The sequence below is a fragment of the Bacillus sp. EB106-08-02-XG196 genome, from assembly GCF_013396335.1.
In the GTDB taxonomy this organism is placed as follows: domain Bacteria; phylum Bacillota; class Bacilli; order Bacillales; family Cytobacillaceae; genus Neobacillus.
On the sequence record NZ_JABWSY010000013.1, the window covers coordinates 37,585 to 54,503 of the forward strand.

15 protein-coding genes are annotated in these 16,919 nt (G+C 38.4%); all 15 read right to left on the minus strand.

The window, feature by feature from the left end:
- Positions 1-30 precede the first annotated feature (30 nt).
- Positions 31-1,968: a threonine--tRNA ligase gene (gene thrS / locus MLOOGBEN_RS19795; RefSeq protein ID WP_179160002.1), complete on the minus strand. Its 1,938-nt coding sequence runs from the start codon at positions 1,966-1,968 to the stop codon at positions 31-33.
- A 399-nt stretch (positions 1,969-2,367) separates the two neighbouring features.
- Entirely contained in the window at positions 2,368-3,240 is an 873-nt protein-coding gene (ytxC, locus tag MLOOGBEN_RS19800) for a putative sporulation protein YtxC (RefSeq protein ID WP_179160003.1), read from the minus strand.
- Positions 3,241-3,390: 150 nt separating this feature from the next.
- Complete coding sequence (dnaI, locus tag MLOOGBEN_RS19805) at positions 3,391-4,320, minus strand: primosomal protein DnaI (RefSeq protein WP_179160004.1); 930 nt, start codon at positions 4,318-4,320, stop codon at positions 3,391-3,393.
- A gap of 13 nt (positions 4,321-4,333) precedes the next feature.
- The gene (locus tag MLOOGBEN_RS19810) at positions 4,334-5,722 is read right to left on the minus strand and encodes a replication initiation and membrane attachment family protein (RefSeq protein WP_179160005.1); all 1,389 of its coding nucleotides are present in this window, start codon (positions 5,720-5,722) and stop codon (positions 4,334-4,336) included.
- Between the two features lie 52 nt (positions 5,723-5,774).
- The gene (gene nrdR, locus MLOOGBEN_RS19815; protein WP_045523558.1) at positions 5,775-6,236 is read right to left on the minus strand and encodes a transcriptional regulator NrdR; all 462 of its coding nucleotides are present in this window, start codon (positions 6,234-6,236) and stop codon (positions 5,775-5,777) included.
- An 84-nt stretch (positions 6,237-6,320) separates the two neighbouring features.
- Positions 6,321-6,719 (minus strand): hypothetical protein, encoded by a 399-nt coding sequence (locus MLOOGBEN_RS19820; protein ID WP_179160006.1) that lies wholly within the window; start codon positions 6,717-6,719, stop codon positions 6,321-6,323.
- A 105-nt stretch (positions 6,720-6,824) separates the two neighbouring features.
- A complete protein-coding gene (speD, locus tag MLOOGBEN_RS19825) occupies positions 6,825-7,199 on the minus strand; it encodes an adenosylmethionine decarboxylase (RefSeq protein ID WP_095248884.1) in 375 nt (124 codons plus the stop codon).
- 331 nt (positions 7,200-7,530) lie between these two features.
- Positions 7,531-8,562 (minus strand): glyceraldehyde-3-phosphate dehydrogenase, encoded by a 1,032-nt coding sequence (locus MLOOGBEN_RS19830; RefSeq protein WP_179160007.1) that lies wholly within the window; start codon positions 8,560-8,562, stop codon positions 7,531-7,533.
- A 222-nt stretch (positions 8,563-8,784) separates the two neighbouring features.
- Positions 8,785-9,390, minus strand: a complete 606-nt coding sequence (gene coaE, locus MLOOGBEN_RS19835; protein WP_179160008.1) for a dephospho-CoA kinase — start codon at positions 9,388-9,390, stop codon at positions 8,785-8,787.
- A 19-nt stretch (positions 9,391-9,409) separates the two neighbouring features.
- A complete protein-coding gene (ytaF, locus tag MLOOGBEN_RS19840) occupies positions 9,410-10,051 on the minus strand; it encodes a sporulation membrane protein YtaF (RefSeq protein WP_179160009.1) in 642 nt (213 codons plus the stop codon).
- Positions 10,052-10,139: 88 nt separating this feature from the next.
- On the minus strand, positions 10,140-10,967 hold the full coding sequence (mutM, locus tag MLOOGBEN_RS19845) for a DNA-formamidopyrimidine glycosylase (protein ID WP_179160010.1): 828 nt from the start codon (positions 10,965-10,967) through the stop codon (positions 10,140-10,142).
- 170 nt (positions 10,968-11,137) lie between these two features.
- On the minus strand, positions 11,138-13,771 hold the full coding sequence (gene polA, locus MLOOGBEN_RS19850; RefSeq protein ID WP_179160011.1) for a DNA polymerase I: 2,634 nt from the start codon (positions 13,769-13,771) through the stop codon (positions 11,138-11,140).
- Positions 13,772-13,787: 16 nt separating this feature from the next.
- Positions 13,788-15,551 carry a two-component system histidine kinase PnpS gene (gene pnpS, locus MLOOGBEN_RS19855; RefSeq protein WP_179160012.1) on the minus strand — a complete coding sequence of 588 codons (1,764 nt, stop codon included), beginning with the start codon at positions 15,549-15,551 and terminating at the stop codon, positions 13,788-13,790.
- Positions 15,548-16,264 carry a response regulator transcription factor gene (locus MLOOGBEN_RS19860; RefSeq protein WP_179160013.1) on the minus strand — a complete coding sequence of 239 codons (717 nt, stop codon included), beginning with the start codon at positions 16,262-16,264 and terminating at the stop codon, positions 15,548-15,550. Before MLOOGBEN_RS19860 ends, pnpS begins: the two co-directional genes overlap by 4 nt.
- A gap of 123 nt (positions 16,265-16,387) precedes the next feature.
- On the minus strand, positions 16,388-16,864 hold the full coding sequence (locus MLOOGBEN_RS19865; RefSeq protein ID WP_179160014.1) for a MaoC/PaaZ C-terminal domain-containing protein: 477 nt from the start codon (positions 16,862-16,864) through the stop codon (positions 16,388-16,390).
- Between the last annotated feature and the right edge of the window lie 55 nt (positions 16,865-16,919).

A 16,919-nucleotide genomic window follows, 5' to 3' on the forward strand; every position in this document is an offset into this window, starting at 1 on the left:
AAAATTAGTTCCACACAACTTTTTTGTGAATTATCCTCTTTTCACTTCTGCAAGTAATGATTCGAGGAATTGTGCGAATGGCTCTGTTGCTGAATTTTGCTCGCCATATTTGCGGACGTTAACGGCATTTTCTTCTACTTCCTTGTCTCCGACAACGAGCATATATGGAATTTTTTGCATTTGGGCTTCACGGATTTTGTAGCCGATTTTTTCATTACGGGCATCTAATTCCACGCGGAAGCCTTCATTTTGAAGCTGTTCCTGTACCTGTTTTGCAAAATCAAAGTGTGCCTCTGGTGATACAGGTATTACTTGAACCTGTACTGGAGCTAACCAAGTCGGGAAAGCACCTTTGTATTCTTCGATTAAGAAGGCAATGAAGCGTTCCATTGTTGATACAACTCCACGGTGGATAACAACTGGGCGGTGCTGCTTGCCATCTTCACCCACATAAGTTAAATCAAAACGTTCCGGAAGTAAGAAATCTAATTGAACTGTAGAAAGAGTTTCCTCTTTACCTAAAGCTGTTTTTACTTGAACATCAAGTTTAGGACCGTAGAATGCAGCTTCACCCTCAGCTTCATAATAATCAAGACCAAGGTCATCCATTGCTTCCTTCAGCATACCTTGCGCTTTTTCCCACATCGCATCATCATCAAAATACTTTTCAGTATCTTGCGGATCGCGATAGGAAAGACGGAAGGAATAGTCATTAATGTTAAAGTCTTTATATACCGCTAAAACAAGATTAACAACTCGTTTAAATTCGTCTTTAATTTGGTCCGGACGAACAAAAATATGAGCATCATTTAAAGTCATTCCGCGAACACGCTGAAGTCCTGATAAAGCTCCTGACATTTCGTAGCGGTGCATTGTCCCCAGCTCAGCAATACGGATAGGCAGCTCACGATAACTGTGGATTGCATTTTTGTACACCATCATATGGTGCGGGCAGTTCATTGGACGAAGAACCAATTGCTCGTTATCCATATCCATTACCGGGAACATATCCTCCTGGTAATGATCCCAGTGGCCTGAAGTTTTATATAAATCCACACTCCCCATGATTGGAGTATATACATGGTCATATCCAAGGCGCTGCTCTTTATCAACAATGTATCGTTCAACAACACGGCGAATTGTTGCACCTTTTGGAAGCCATAATGGCAAGCCTTGACCTACTAATTGTGAACTTGTAAACAGGTTCAATTCTTTTCCGATTTTACGGTGGTCACGCTCTTTTGCTTCTTCTAATAAACGAAGATGCTCTTTTAAATCTTCTTTCTTGAAAAAAGCTGTTCCGTAAATACGCTGAAGCATTTTATTCTTGCTGTCACCGCGCCAGTATGCTCCGGCAATGCTCAACAATTTAAATTCTTTTATTTTCCCAGTTGAAGGAACATGAACACCACGGCAAAGGTCAGCGAAATCACCCTGCTCATAAATGGTTACTGTCTCATCATCAGGAATTGCTTCAATTAATTCTAGCTTGTATGGGTCACCCTCAGCTTTGAAATGCTGTACGGCTTCCGCACGACTTACTGCTTTACGAACGATCTCAATATTTTCATTGACGATTTTCGCCATTTCTTTTTCAATCTTCGGAAGGTCTTCTGGAGTAATCGATTCTTCAAGGTCGATATCATAATAAAAACCGCCTTCAATTACTGGTCCTACTCCAAGATTTACTTCTTTTCCGTACAGCCTTTTAACCGCTTGAGCCATTAAGTGAGCTGTACTATGACGCAAAATCTCCAACGCGTCTTTTGACTCAGGGACAACGATTTCTATCGATCCGTCTTCTTCGATTGGACGGCGAAGATCAAATAATTGACCATTCCATTTTCCGGCAATTGCTTTTTTCTTCAATCCCGGGCTGATGGAAAAGGCAATATCTTCCGTTGTTGTTCCACGAGGGAACTCCTTCACTGCTCCATCTGGAAACGAAATCTTAACAACGTCTGACATGGTAACTCCTCCTTTTGAATGTAGCGTCTTATTAAAAAAAAACGCTCTAAATAATAAAAAAACCCGTCCCTGGAAAAGGGACGAGTTTAATAAACACGTGGTTCCACCCAATTTTTCATTTTTAAAAAAATCTTTAAAAAATGACTTTAGGACAGGGTAACGGGCTGTTTCCCGTCAGGCGATTACTCACTTCAAAGAAGCGTTCACCGCTGAAGTTTAAAGGTGGTAAGCATTCAATCCGTGCTAGGAGGCTTTCAGCCGGGTCCTCCCTCTCTGGTAACCGTGAATAAATACTGTTGTCCTTATCATTACTTTTTGCTGCATATTTTACTATGTAGGTTATTATAATGATTAATTTTTGAAAAATCAATACAGCAAACACACAATTTTACAAATCTTTTAAGCCCCGTTTTCATTTGCATTGTTTTTCTGCTGAATCCATTCCTTTGTATGACGCAAACCCTTGAATGATTTTACTAAAACTCTTTCTTCAAAAATGTTTTTGATGGTCCTTACCAGCGGTTCCTCTGGATTTTTCGTATAGAGCAGTATGCTTTTAGGAGCAATCGATAATAAGGGTGCAATTGAAGCAGAATCTACATAGACTGGATGATTAAATAAAAGCTTCCGGTCTATCATTCTCATCAGCTCACCTCTTTTTATCTCTTCAAATTTTTCATCAAAGAAGGTAATTTCTTCATCAAACAAAAGATGCAGCGTGTCCATTTTTGGCTCACGTCCTGTTAAAAAATCTCTTAATGTTTGGATAAACATTTGATATTCCTGCTCCATTTTATACTCGTCGATTGATATTTCCACGTAACTCTCTAATACTTTTAAATAAGGACGCAACCGAAATTTAAGGAAGGAATCAAAAGAAAAGGAGACATTATCCTGAAAGATTTCCTCAACTGCTTCTCTAATGTTTGGTTCTTCCCCATTTTCCCTAATTAAAACAGACAGGTCTTCCCGCTGGCCTTCAAGAACAGAATAAATAATCTCCATGATATGCTGCAGTTCCTCAGGATCCTCGAAAAAATATTGATCTTGTAAAATAGCTCTAAACCAATCATCACGCTTTATTTTTACGATAAATTCATAAAATGCATGTTTAACCTTCTCAAAATTTACCTTTCTGTCTAAAACCTTTACTATATATCGATCTTCTAAAAGAAGAATATCTTGATTATTTGGATTACCTCGTAAGCACTTCAGCAAGTGATCATAAAATCTCTTCGCATCCATCTTGCTTCGGAAGATGATTTCAGCCAACCAAATCCCCCCTCTCACCCATACTCTGTTTTACTATTTATATGGGGGACTTGGCCAAAATAGAAGTTAAGACATCAGAGATACACCTATATTGTGAAAAAAAATAAAAAGATTACCGAAACTAAATCGGTAATCCTTTATATATTTCAATTAATCGCGCCGATTTGGCCCTTCAACCAGCACTGGTTCACTTAAACTTCGAATTCTTTCCATGATTCTCCGTGCTTTCATCTTTTCCTCTTCACCACGTTGACTGTAGGTTAAATGGTGCTCAAGTCCTTGAAAGTCAAAATTAGAGGTGAAAAAGGTTGGCAGCTTTTCAAGCATTCTGAATTGAAGGATGGGGCCTAATACTTCATCCCGTGTCCAGCTGGAAACAGCTTCAGCCCCGATATCATCCAGCATGAGAATCGATTCTTTCTTCAGAGCTTCTATTTTTTCATTCAAGGTATTATCACCAATTGCACTTTTCATTTCGCGCAGCAGCTCAGGAACATAAACAATCATTGACGAAATCTGCTTCTTAGCAAGCTCGTTGGCTATAGCTCCTAACAAATAGGACTTCCCCACTCCAAACATCCCATAGAGATACAGCCCCTTTGGCTTTTGACCTGCCTCGTAATTCATTAAAAAGGTGGCAGCCTTATCTCCTGCATCTAGACGGCCTTCGTCACCTTCGAAGTCCTCAAACGTCGCTTCCAATATGTCTCTTGGAACGTATAAACTTTTAATAAGCTTTTGATTTTTCTTGTGTTCATCTGCCATCACTTTTCGAGGACAGCGCTTATACACCACATCAATAGAGTTTCGTACCACTACCAACTCTGGGTGATACCCTTTCATGAAATTAATACAGCCATCAAGACTCTCACAGCGATTACATTCTTTACTTTGCTGGGTATACTCATAAAGCTTGCTCATGCTTTTCTCAATCGTTGCCTGATTGAGCTCATTTTGGTGCTCTGTTAACAAGGCTTGAATATCAGGGTGATTTAGGACTTGCTTCCTCTGCTCTTCATATCGCTTCTGAAAACTTTCATTTGAGGCTAAACGCTTAAGTGTCCGATTAATTTTTTCCATTTACTCTCACCCCCTATTTACGAAAGGCTTTTAGCTTTTCTTCAATGGCACGTTTTCTTGCTTCAAGCTCTGTGTTATTTTCTTTAGCAGGCTCTTTAACACTTTCTTTTCCTTTATCGTCAAACCAATCAGGTAATACTTCAGTCCGGATAGGTTTTTGTTTCGTAGATTTCCCTGTCTTTTTACTGTCTTTGAAGCTGCGTTCTTCTTTCCTGGCCGCTTCCATCGCTTCCTTCACGGTCTTTATTTTAAGCCGGGCCCAATGGCTTGCAATTGATTCAACAAATCCCTTTGTAAACTTCATGTCTGTTTTTCTCAGGACAACCTCGATCAATACATTGACAACGCCAGGGGGAAGTTTATATTTTATCATGACTTCTTCTAATATTTTTAGATTCGAAACAGAAGGTTCCACACCTCCCGAGAGTTCTTTAAAAATGACAATTGGCGGTGTGGTTTCATAATAGCGAATTAAAGTTTCTTCCTGCGTTTTCGGCTCCGTCAACTGGACCAGGTGAACAGCCGGCTGGGTTCTATTTATCAAACTCGGAAGCTGATCATAATTTTCAAATTGATACCAATCTCGTGCCCCTTTTCTAAGGTCCTCGATATCAATTTCATCCTTTTCATTAATGGCCCCTAATATAAAGTTTTTCATTTCGATTGGGCTGATTCCATATAGAAAGGCAAGGTTACTAATAACCTCTTTTACCTTTTTGGTGAGTGATTTCTGAGGAACCAGCGATTCATTTAGACCCGCCATTAACATTTCAAAGTCAAAGGCGCTGGTATCAATTTGAATGGGCTTCTGGTCCTGCCTGCCAATAAATTCTTGAGCAGGTTCTGCCTCCAATTCCTCAGAATGCTCCTGCATATACTGAAGACTGCCAGGAGTTGCCGAAGCAAACACATCCTGAAACGCTCTTGTCACCTCTACATAGTCCTCTTCCAATGACTTTTGCTTATCACTAAAAAACCGTTTTAACCTAGAAAAATGGTTTTTCCCAATTTTACGATATAAATAAATGTTTAGCATTCCATCAAGGAAGAATTGCTCTGGATTTAACGGTGGATGAAGTTCATAAATAAAAGATCGTCCACTTTCATCACTTTTCACATATGTTTTTAATAACCCGATCCCCTCAAGGTTCAACCTTGCTTCGTATATATCCTTTAAATTGACACTTAACAAATTCATCAATAAATGATGGGTGGAGGATTCAGACCACAGTCTATTTTCTTCAAGCTCAGCCCAGAGAGTCATATATAAGCTTAAACATGTTGAGCCGATTAAGGGCTGATACAAAAAAGTCAACACTTTGCGATCATATTCATGCAGCAATCCATTTGACGTAACAAGATAACGGTCAATCGGAATCAATTCCTGCCAATGCTGCGCCATTTCATTCACCCTTTAATAAAAGTAATAAAGAGCCAAAGACCTCTTTAGCTCCTTAGGATTTCTCCTTGTTTATCAATTCCTTTAATTCTTGAATAAAAACGTTTATATCCTTAAATTGACGGTAAACGGAGGCAAAGCGCACATATGCCACTTCATCCACATGCGCAAGCCTGTCCATGACCATTTCACCAATCAATTCACTTTTTATTTCTGATATTCCTTGACTGCGCAGTTCTTTTTCAACCCCTTGGGTAATATCCTCTAATTCTTTTAAAGCAACGGGGCGTTTTTCACAAGCTTTAATTAAGCCTCGTAAAATTTTATCACGGCTGAATTCTTCCCTTGTACCTTCCTTTTTGACGACAATAAGTGGAATTTCTTCAATCTTCTCGAATGTCGTAAAACGATAACCACATTCCTCACACTCACGTCTTCTTCGGGTTGCACGACCCTCATCTACCGGCCGGGAATCAAGCACACGTGTACCATAATTTTGACATGAAGGGCACTTCATTTGATCAACTCCCAAATCAATCACTACATAAGTATAATATCTACTATTTATCTTATTAGAAAGAAAACGGTAACACAAGAAGTATTATGAGCTTTTTCCGATTCTAACAAGAGTATGTAATTTGTTCATTTTCTCGTAATAGGAAATGAGCCTTTTTCTTAAAATTGGATACAGGCCAATCGGTGAAAACTTTTCGGAAGAGATGTTAAAGTCTACAGCCGTTTCCATTCCTCTCACAGTAACCACCGTTACGATTAGAAAACAAGGTATCGGTTTATTAATTTCTACGGCAATTTCACCATGATCTTTGGATACCGTAACAATTCTACAATCTGCATCCTGCCTAAATAACTCCTCAACAGAATTAAACACCTGGTTAAATGTAGCTTTGTAATAATGAGTGGTTAGTGAGCTGTCTTTTTGTTGATCGGATGTTTCGATTTGTTTGCTAAAACGAATAAATAAATTGCGAATGACTGACATTGTACCCTCCAAAAATATTCTTTTCTCTTAGTTTACAATACTTTACGAAAAAAATAAAAAGAGGTGTACTATAAATACACCTCTCGCTGTTTTTAATTTATAAAGTTAAAGAGCTTTTGCCTGTTTTACATGAACAGGACCCATACCACGTGGAATTTCGATATTTTCACGTGTTTGTGCATTCAATGCTTCTGCAATATAATCCGCTGCAACATTGGGATTTAAATCGCCGCATGTATACACATCAATACTTGCATACCCGTGCTCAGGGAAGCTGTGGATCGTTAAGTGAGATTCAGAAATAATGACAACACCGCTTACGCCTTGTGGTGCAAATTTATGAAATGCTACTTCGCGAATTTCCGCACCAGATTTAAGAGCTGCTTCGACAAAAGTTTGTTCAATAAAATTCATATCATTCAATTTTTCAAAATCGCATCCCCATAATTCAGAGATAACGTGACGTCCCATTGTTTCCATATTCATTTTTCCCCCTCTAAACATTTTCGCTTCATTCTTGAAATCCTTATATTGACGGTACCAAAGTAATTACCACGGGGGAAAGTTAGTCCAGAGAGGTCCTAACCCTTTAAGTAATTAATAGCTACCTAATTTCAAGAAGTTCACGATGACTAGTATACTAAGTTTATATTTTTTTTGCAACCTATCAATCTAAAATTTTTTACAACTTTTTAGTAACTTTGTTTAAAGGGCCAATCTCCTCAGAAAAAAAACCAAATTTCAAACTATATTATGCGAGGTCCATTGAAAAATCTACAAAAAAATGCTGTCAAATGACAGCATTTTTGTTTTATCCGACTTTCACTGAATTTGAATTCGCCATTAAGTGTGCGACATGTAAGGTAAGATCAACAACGCGGGAAGAATAGCCCCATTCGTTATCATACCATGCCAGCACTTTCACTTTCCTAGTACCCATAACCATTGTTGATAATCCATCAATGATAGCAGAGTATGGATTTGTATTGAAATCAACGGATACAAGCGGTTCCATTGTAAAATCGATAATCCCCTTTAATGGACCATTTTTAGCTTCCACAAAGGCCTGATTGATATCATCCACCGTAACATCTTGTTTCAAATCGACTACTAAATCTACTAGAGAAACGTTTGGTGTAGGCACACGAAGTGACATTCCATGCAGCTTCCCCTTTAACTGAGGTAATACCAATGATAACGCTTTAGCCGCCCCAGTCGTGGTTGGGATGATAGATTGTCCACACGCTCTAGCTCTTCGTAAATCTTTATGTGGATTATCGATGTTACGCTGGTCATTTGTATACGAGTGAATCGTTGTCATCAAACCATTTTCAATTCCAAACTTTTCTTCCAGCACTTTTGCAACAGGTGCCAGACAGTTTGTTGTACATGATGCGTTGGAAATCACATCATGTTGAGTCATATCAAGTTTTTCCTCATTTACTCCCATAACAATCGTAATATCCTCGTCCTTGCCCGGTGCAGTAATGATTACCTTTTTTGCCCCTGCGTCAAGGTGCAGACTCGCCTTGTCTCGTGAGTTAAATTTTCCAGTCGCTTCAATAACCACATCAATATTTAACTCTTTCCATGGAAGCTGCTCAGGATTCCGATTGTTTAATAGCTTCACTCTTTTTCCATTTACGATTAGCTCTTCATCCAGAGCTATGATATCCCCTTGAAATGGTCCATGAACCGTATCATATTTTACTAAATGAGCTAATGTCTCTGCTGGATAGCTCGCATTAATAGCAATTATATCAAGCTTATTTTCAAGGATCGCTTTTCTAAAAACCATCCTTCCAATTCTCCCAAAACCATTAATTGCAATTCTCGCCTTCATTGTACGGCCCCTTCCGTAATATGTTATACTCATTAACTTGTTTTGATGTAATTAGTATAACATATTTAACCGAATAAGTGATATATAAAGTGCGGAATTTTAAAAATGTTTTACAATTCAGACATATTGCAAACCATTATGTTTGAAAGTTTCTTTGTCTAGTCAGTATATCTGATTCAAAAGCATAAAAAAAAGAAGGGCTGGCCCCTTCTTTTAATTGTATTATGGAGTTGTTATTCCCCAGCCTGTCAAAATCTCAATGAGCTGTTTTTTTGATTCGGTGATAGACCCATTATTGTTGATGACGGCGTCGGCTAGTGCTACTTTATCTGAAAGCGGCATTTGGGATTTTATTCTTGCCTCTGCGTCTTCTAATGACAGGTCATTGCGTTCCATCAGCCTTTTTAGCTGGATATCTCTATCTACATAGACAAGAATTGTTTTTTCCACCATATATGTTAGCTTACTTTCAAACAGGAGCGGAATATCGAGGACGATTATTTGTTCCTCGCGCATCCTCGCTGCTTCCACTTGATTGTTCATCCTTTTTCTAACCTCAGGATGAACGATGCCATTTAAGAGCTGTCGTTTTTCAGCGTTATGAAAAATTAGCGAACCAAGCTTCTGCCTATCAATGTCTCCGCTAGGCAATAAAATATCATCACCAAATTCAGCAATGATTTTTTGATAGGCTGGTTCTCCTTTTTCAACGGCAAGGCGGGCTTCTACGTCTGCATCAATGACAGTAATGGCCATTTCTTTTATCATATTTGAAACAGTACTTTTTCCACTGGCTATTCCGCCTGTTAATCCGATTACTAGTGACATCCTCTTTTCCTTTCCCTGCTCATAATTTCAAAATACCAATAATAATTAATAAAACCCCTGGTAAAAAAGCGAACTTTTGGACCAAATTAATTTTATGAAAAAAAGCACCGCTTTTTATTCCTAAAAGTAGAAATAAAGAACTCATTACTGCAACACTTACGGCTAAATAAAAGGGAGAGAATCCAAGCATCGCAGCTCCAATTCCAGCACCAAATGCATCGATGGATAAGGCGAAGCCCAGCATGAAAGCTTCGATTCCAGTAATCGTACCCGAACGGTCAAAGTCCGCTGACATTGGTTTTCTTAAAATATTTATTGCTATCCCCAACGAGCGGATTTCAAAATTAATAATCAGCTTTTCATGTTCGAGCAGATCAGACTCCTTATCTTTTTCCGGCCTGAAAAATTGATACAATACCCAAGCTCCTAGAGCAATTAAAATAAAACCGCCAAGGCTTGCTGTGATATTAGGGGATAGGATATTTTCTAGGGCATGACCGATTGAAACAGCAATCATTAATGAAATGGCTGAACAGGTTGCAATAATGAGCAATGATTTTAGCGGCAGTACCATTTTTCTAAGTCCATACGTAAACCCTACGCTAAAGCTATCAAGACTGAGAGCAAAAGCCAGCAGGAGAAGTGAGAACAATTGAAACATGTATCTAGGGCTCCTTCCGTCAATCACTACGATAGTATATGGGAGGAGCCTATCCTTTGTTATTAAAATGTCATTACACTTCTACTACTTAAAGCTTTTGGCAGCTAGGACAAAAATGCGTTCCACGACCGCCAACAGTCGTTTTTTCGAGCGGTGTTCCACAGTTTTTACATTCTTCCCCTTTACGTCCGTAGGCAAATAATTCAAGCTGGAACATACCAATTTCCCCTTGTGAGTTTACATAGGAACGAATGGTGCTTCCTCCTTTTTTAACCGCTTCATCTAAGGTCTTAATAATTTCTTGATGCAGTAAGGTTAATTCAGCCTCACTCAAAGAATTAGCGAGCCTTTCAGGATGGATTCCTGACCGGAACAGAGCTTCATCTACATAGATGTTACCTAGTCCGACAAAGAACTTTTGATCTAGGAGTGCTGGTTTCAGCTTTCTGGTTGTCTTTTTCAGCTTCTCAGATAAATATTCCTTTGTGAACTCTTTTGAAAACGGCTCTGGTCCGAGGTCAATAAGCGGAGGTTTTAGAAATTCCTCCCCTTTTTTATACAGGTGCATGGTTCCAAATTTACGAACATCTCGATACCGTAGTTCAGTTCCATCGGTAAAATGAAAAATGACATGAGTATGTTTGTCATACGGTTCTTCTTTTGGATATAGTCCGTACTTTCCTTCCATCCTTAAATGGGAAACAAGAGCAAAGGTGTTCGTATAGATGATTAAAAACTTTCCTCTTCTGCCAACGTCCTCAATGGTTTCTCCTTTAAGGGCGTCAATAAATTGTTCAACTTCAACTGGGCTTTTAATAATTTTCGCCCAGTGAACAGTTATATTCTCAATTTGTTTATATGAAACAAGCTGTTTTAACGTCTTTCTTACGGTTTCTACTTCAGGTAGTTCTGGCATATTAACAACTCCACCTTATCGCTGTCCAGCTGCAGCGCCTAGGGGCTCGGGGTCATAAGCCAATCCGACAAGAAGGTTAAAGAGCAACCTTCTTGCCGGCTCGTCTTATGCCTGTCGCCCCTGGGAAAAAATGAACTGCTTTTTTCCTTGGACAAGGCGCTTCCGCTTTTCTATTTCGCGTCAAACCACGTTGGGCCATATGAGTAGTCTACTTTCAATGGCACTTTTAATTCGAGGGCATTTTCCATAACATCAGGAACTAATTTCTTCAGTGTTTCGATTTCCTCTTCTGGTGCTTCAAAAATGAGTTCATCGTGCACTTGGAGAAGCAGTCTAGTTTTCAACCCATAATCCTTCAGCGCATCAGCCATATCGATCATCGCTTTTTTGATAATATCTGCTGCACTTCCCTGAATCGGAGTGTTCATCGCCGTTCTTTCAGCAAAGCTTCTAATGTTAAAATTCCGATGGGTGATTTCAGGAATATATCTTCTTCTTTGCAGCAGGGTAGAGACATAGCCTTTTTGTTTAGCGGAATGAATGATATCGTCCATATACTCTTTCACCCCAGGGTAGCTGGCTAAATACCGGTCAATAAACAGACCCGCTTCCTTTCGTGTAATCCCGAGGCTCTGTGAAAGACCATAATCACTAATTCCATAGACAATCCCAAAGTTAACTGCCTTTGCCTGCCTTCTCATATTGGAGGTTACCTCGTCTGCATTCACATGGAATACGTCCATCGCCGTTTTTGTGTGAATGTCAAGGTCATCCTTAAATGCCTGAATCAATTTTTCATCACCAGCAATATCAGCCAATACCCTTAGCTCGATTTGCGAATAATCGGCTGCAAATATAATCCATCCTGGCTCTGACGGCACAAATGCCTGGCGGATTTTCCGTCCTTCCTCTAATCGAATCGGAATGTTCTGCAGGTTCGGATCAATCGAGCTTAATCTGCCCGTTGATGTTAAGGTCTGTTGGTACCGTGTATGAATTTTACCCGTTTTTGAATTTATCACCTTTAAGAGTCCTTCAATATAGGTAGACTGTAGCTTGCCTAACTGTCTGTAATGAAGAATATGGTCAATGATTTCATGATCATTTGCTAATTTTTCCAAAACATCAGCAGAAGTAGAATAACCTGTTTTCGTTTTCTTAAAGGATGGCAGGTTTAATTTTTCAAATAAAATCACACCCAATTGCTTGGTTGAATTAATATTGAACTTTTCCCCAGCCAAATCATAAATATTTCCTTCGATATCTATCAGCCTGTCATGAATTTCGCTGCCCATCCTTTGGAGGCGTTCACTGTCAACCTTGATTCCGCAAGATTCCATATCCGCTAAAATAAGTGATAATGGCATTTCGAGCTGCGTAAACAATTCATATTGTTCATTTGTTTTTAACTCGTCTTCCAGTTTTTGTTTCAAATCAAACATTGCAAGGCTTTTTCGAACAAGGTGCTCAGCTGTTAGCGTTGCTTCAGGTATTTTCCTCTTAGCCCCTTTTCCATAAAACGACTCATCTGATTGGATTTGAATCCCATACTTTTTTGCAATAGTTGAAATATCATCAATGGTATCAGAGGGATTAATAATATAGGAAGCCATTAATGTATCAAAATTAACTCCTTTTAAATGGATATCAAACCTCCTTAAAGAAACCTCTGTCCGCTTTGCGTCATAGACGTTTTTCCTTTTTGTTTCATCTTCCGCCCATTTTTTAAAGCTCTCGGACTGTGTGGCTAACTCTGTTGGAAAGTAATAATATCCATTTTCATTTACAAGTGAAAAACCAATAATATCGGCATAATGATAATTATCATCAAGCATTTCAACATAAAAGTGATTATCATTAGCAAACAAATCATCGGTTATCACATCTGGTGTCACAAACTCAATATCTTCAAGTTCAAGCTGTTCATTGCTTGATGTGTCTCCACCTAACTTTTCTAATAAGGTATGAAATCCAAGCTCTTTATATAAAGCTACAAGTTTTTCTCTTTCAAATCCCTCGTAAAGAGCATTTTCTACAGAAACTTCTACTGGCGCCTGCTTCTCAATCGTAGCAAGCTCCTTGCTCATCTTTGCTTGTTCCTTAAATTCTTCTAGCTTTTCTTTCAACTTATTTCCCGTCACCTGATCGATGGATTCTAATAAATTCTCTAAACTTGAAAATTCCTTTAGCAGCTTAATCGCTGTTTTTTCTCCAACACCTGGTACACCTGGTATATTATCTGAGGGATCACCCATCAACCCCTTCATATCGATAATTTGCTCAGGGATTAAGCCATACTTTTCCATCACATGCTGAGGCGTGTATTCCTCGATATCAGTAATTCCTTTACGAGTAATACCAACCGTCGTATGTTCAGAGGAAAGCTGCGTTAAATCTTTATCTCCTGAAATAACTTTGATTTCATAGCCTTCCTTTTCAGCAGATAAGACAAGCGTTCCAATAATGTCATCAGCCTCATAATTTTCAAGCTCATAGCGTTTTATTCCATAAACGTCGAGAAGCTCACGAATATATGGGAATTGTTCGGATAATTCTGGCGGTGTTTTTTGTCTGCCGCCCTTATAGTCACCAAAAGTCTTATGCCGGAATGTTGTTTTCCCCGCATCAAATGCCACTAGTATATGGGTTGGCTTTTCATCCTCCATTATCTTATTAAGCATCATGGTAAAACCATATACAGCATTTGTGTGTATGCCTTTATCGTTATTTAGCAGGGGCAGTGCAAAAAACGCACGGTAAGCAATACTATTCCCGTCTATTAATACTAATTTCTTCTTTTCCATCCATTTACCCCTTTCATTAATTTATATATTTATGTAATTCGATGATAAACTCACTGCCTTCGCCAGGGGCGCTTTTCACCTTAATGTTCCCATGATGTGCTTCAACTAGATGTTTTACGATCGCTAATCCAAGTCCTGTCCCCCCAGAGTCCCGGCTTCTCGCACGGTCAACACGATAAAACCGTTCGAATATACGAGGAATTTCCTCCTGCTTGATTCCAACACCTGTGTCCTTTATATGGACTTTCACAGTCTTCTCGTAATCAAAAAGTGATACTTTTACATAACCGTTTGGCGGGGTATATAAGATTGCATTGGTTATGATATTAATAAATACCTGCTTTAAGCGGTCATGATCGCCTTGTATATATAATTCTTCCCTATTAAACTCATGTTCTAGACGAATATCTTTGGATTTTGCTTTTTTATTAAGCATCATGATAACCTCTTTAATTAATTCGTAGAGGTCAAAGTTCTGAATGTTCAACTTAAATTCCTGCTGCTCAATTTTAGAAAAATCAAGTAGATCCTGAATCAGTGACTGCATCCGATTGCTTTCTTTATTGATAATGGATAAAAAGGCTTCCAGCGTATCAGGATTATTCATCGCACCATCTATTAATGTTTCAGAAAAACCTTTAATGGAGGTAACAGGTGTTTTCAACTCATGTGAAACATTCGCTACAAAATCTTTTCTCATTTGCTCAAGCTTTTTAATTTCCGTAATGTCATGGAAAACCAGTAGAACTCCTTTCCAAGCATTATTTATGCCGATAATGGGGATTCCATAAACATCAAAGTATCTTCTCTCGATTCCCAATGGAAGAAGAAGATGTTTACTGACTTTTTGTTCCGTACGGAAAACCTCGGCTATGACATGACAGATTTCTTCCTGCTCAATGACTTCATAATATATTTTATTTAAGGAATCCTCTAAGTCCACTTTGAAGATTTCGACGTATCCCTTATTAATTAAATTGATGAAGCCTCTGCTATCAATTAATAGCAGTCCGGCTCCCATATTTTCAATCAGTGCACTTAAACGATCTTGCTGCATTTCTTGAGCTTTACTCATTTCCTCTAGGTTTTGCGCTAAAATGTTAAGGGAAGAGGTTAACCTGCTCGTTTCGTTTAATTCATTACTTTCTATCCTTGTGCGGTAATTTCTATTCGCCAATTCTATGGCTACATTCGTGGCTGCTTCTATTGGCTTCATATATCTCGCTGTTATTCGATATCCAAGATAAACAAAGACGATCAGCACCATAACTAAACTAATGGATAGTATCCACCAAATTTGCCCGTAAGCTTTTTTGAGCTCGTCCGTTTTTGTGATAACGAACAGGTAACCTTCTTTCTCCCCTGCTTTTGAAACGGGTTTCCATGAATAGTGTAAGTCATAATCATCATGCTCCACTAGCTTGGTTTCATTATTTGGTTTTTCTTCTATTACTTCATTAATATTTTCTTTTATCCCGTTTTTATTGGATGTCTCCATTTCTCCGCTGTCAAAAAGGAGGACCCCTTTGGTGTCTGTGATTGCAAGTCTCACATTAAGTATTTTACTTATTTTCAATACTTCGTCATGATCGATTGAATTCACTCCACCGTTATTTTCAATATACATACTTAGAAAATTGCTTTCTTTATTTAAGCGTTCATTGTATGTATCCAAGTAGTTACTTTTAAATAACTGACCTAACAAAATTTCCAAACCAACTAAGCCAATAATGATTAGTGTTATTAGTGCAAAAAGAAGTTTTGTGTGGAATTTACTCATTCAATCTTCGGCTCCTCGAGTTTATAACCTAGTCCCCGTACCGTTTTAATATAAGAAGGTTTCTTCGTATCCTCTTCAATTTTTTCACGAAGATGTGAAATATGAACATCTACAATACGAGTATCTCCAGCAAACTCATAATTCCAAACTGCACTTAATAATTGGTCGCGAGTTAAAACACGATTTTTATTTTGAGCTAAATAATGCAGCAATTCGTATTCCTTTAGGGTTAATTCTAATTGCTGATTTCTAAAATACGCTTCGTATTTCTCAGGGAAGATTTGAAGGTTCCCGATGATGATAGTTGAGCCCTCATTTTGGTCTACTTCATTCGTTTTTGGCTGCATTTGAACTCTTCTTAGGATTGCTTTCACCCTGGCAACCACTTCTCTTGGACTGAATGGCTTGATCATATAATCGTCAGCACCTAACTCTAGACCCAAGATTTTATCAAACTCATCATCCTTCGCTGTTAACATCAGAATCGGAGTCATAATCTTTTGTTGTCGAAGATCCTTACATACTTCGATTCCATCCATATTCGGAAGCATCAAATCTAAAACAATAATATCAGGTGCCATCGTTTCAGCTAATTGTTTGCCTGCTAATCCATCCATTGCCGTGATTACGTCAAAACCGGCTTGTTCTAAATTATATTGGAGCAATGTTACAATTGACTGTTCATCGTCTACAACTAGTACCTTATTTTTCATAATAACCTCCGAGAGTTTTATCTATTTCGCCACCTCACTCCATTATAATATAGAAATAAAAAGAATACCCTCTATCAACCTTGAAACGAAAAAAAGGAATGTGGATAACATTCCTTGTTGATTTTAAAAATTATCTAACACGTCAGCATCCATTCCACCTAAGCGATAAGGAGGACAAACCTTAAGTTTTCCATTAATTACCACTTCGTCTTTTTCATTTGTTCCAACTACCGTCATCATCACTGTGTGATCATCTCGATTAACTTCGACAATTTCCAACAGCAAGTGGACTGTACCGTAATGATAAACCGGTTTGGGAAAGTGGATATCCTGGCTTAAGATATGACTCCCTGGTCCTGGTAAGTACTTAGAAACAGCCGAGGTAATCATTCCTGTCAGCATAATGCTTGGAACAATCGGTTTTTTATGGGGTGTCTGGGATGCGTAATCATGCTGAATATATAGAGGATTGGCATCATCCGTTAAACCTAAATAAAGAAGGATGTCTTTATCTTCTATTTTTTCAGTTAAAGCTAATTTCTCTCCGACTGAAATTTCTTTAATTTCTCTGCCTAGTTTTCTTTTTTTCCCTAAAAGCATTTCTTTACGCTCCTTTGTAAACGGTTTCATTAATAGTAGAAAAAATTCGGGGAAG

Bases quoted from the DNA above. Each gene is read 5' to 3' on its own strand.
- thrS (WP_179160002.1), bottom strand. From the start codon at position 1,968: ATGTCAGACGTTGTTAAGATTTCGTTTCCAGATGGAGCAGTGAAGGAG.
- dnaI (WP_179160004.1), bottom strand. From the start codon at position 4,320: ATGGAAAAAATTAATCGGACACTTAAGCGTTTAGCCTCAAATGAAAGT.
- MLOOGBEN_RS19810 (WP_179160005.1), bottom strand. From the start codon at position 5,722: ATGGCGCAGCATTGGCAGGAATTGATTCCGATTGACCGTTATCTTGTT.
- nrdR (WP_045523558.1), bottom strand. From the start codon at position 6,236: ATGAAGTGCCCTTCATGTCAAAATTATGGTACACGTGTGCTTGATTCC.
- MLOOGBEN_RS19820 (WP_179160006.1), bottom strand. From the start codon at position 6,719: ATGTCAGTCATTCGCAATTTATTTATTCGTTTTAGCAAACAAATCGAA.
- speD (WP_095248884.1), bottom strand. From the start codon at position 7,199: ATGGAAACAATGGGACGTCACGTTATCTCTGAATTATGGGGATGCGAT.
- MLOOGBEN_RS19830 (WP_179160007.1), bottom strand. From the start codon at position 8,562: ATGAAGGCGAGAATTGCAATTAATGGTTTTGGGAGAATTGGAAGGATG.
- coaE (WP_179160008.1), bottom strand. From the start codon at position 9,390: ATGTCACTAGTAATCGGATTAACAGGCGGAATAGCCAGTGGAAAAAGT.
- ytaF (WP_179160009.1), bottom strand. From the start codon at position 10,051: ATGTTTCAATTGTTCTCACTTCTCCTGCTGGCTTTTGCTCTCAGTCTT.
- mutM (WP_179160010.1), bottom strand. From the start codon at position 10,967: ATGCCAGAACTACCTGAAGTAGAAACCGTAAGAAAGACGTTAAAACAG.
- polA (WP_179160011.1), bottom strand. From the start codon at position 13,771: ATGGAAAAGAAGAAATTAGTATTAATAGACGGGAATAGTATTGCTTAC.
- pnpS (WP_179160012.1), bottom strand. From the start codon at position 15,551: ATGAGTAAATTCCACACAAAACTTCTTTTTGCACTAATAACACTAATC.
- MLOOGBEN_RS19860 (WP_179160013.1), bottom strand. From the start codon at position 16,264: ATGAAAAATAAGGTACTAGTTGTAGACGATGAACAGTCAATTGTAACA.
- MLOOGBEN_RS19865 (WP_179160014.1), bottom strand. From the start codon at position 16,864: ATGCTTTTAGGGAAAAAAAGAAAACTAGGCAGAGAAATTAAAGAAATT.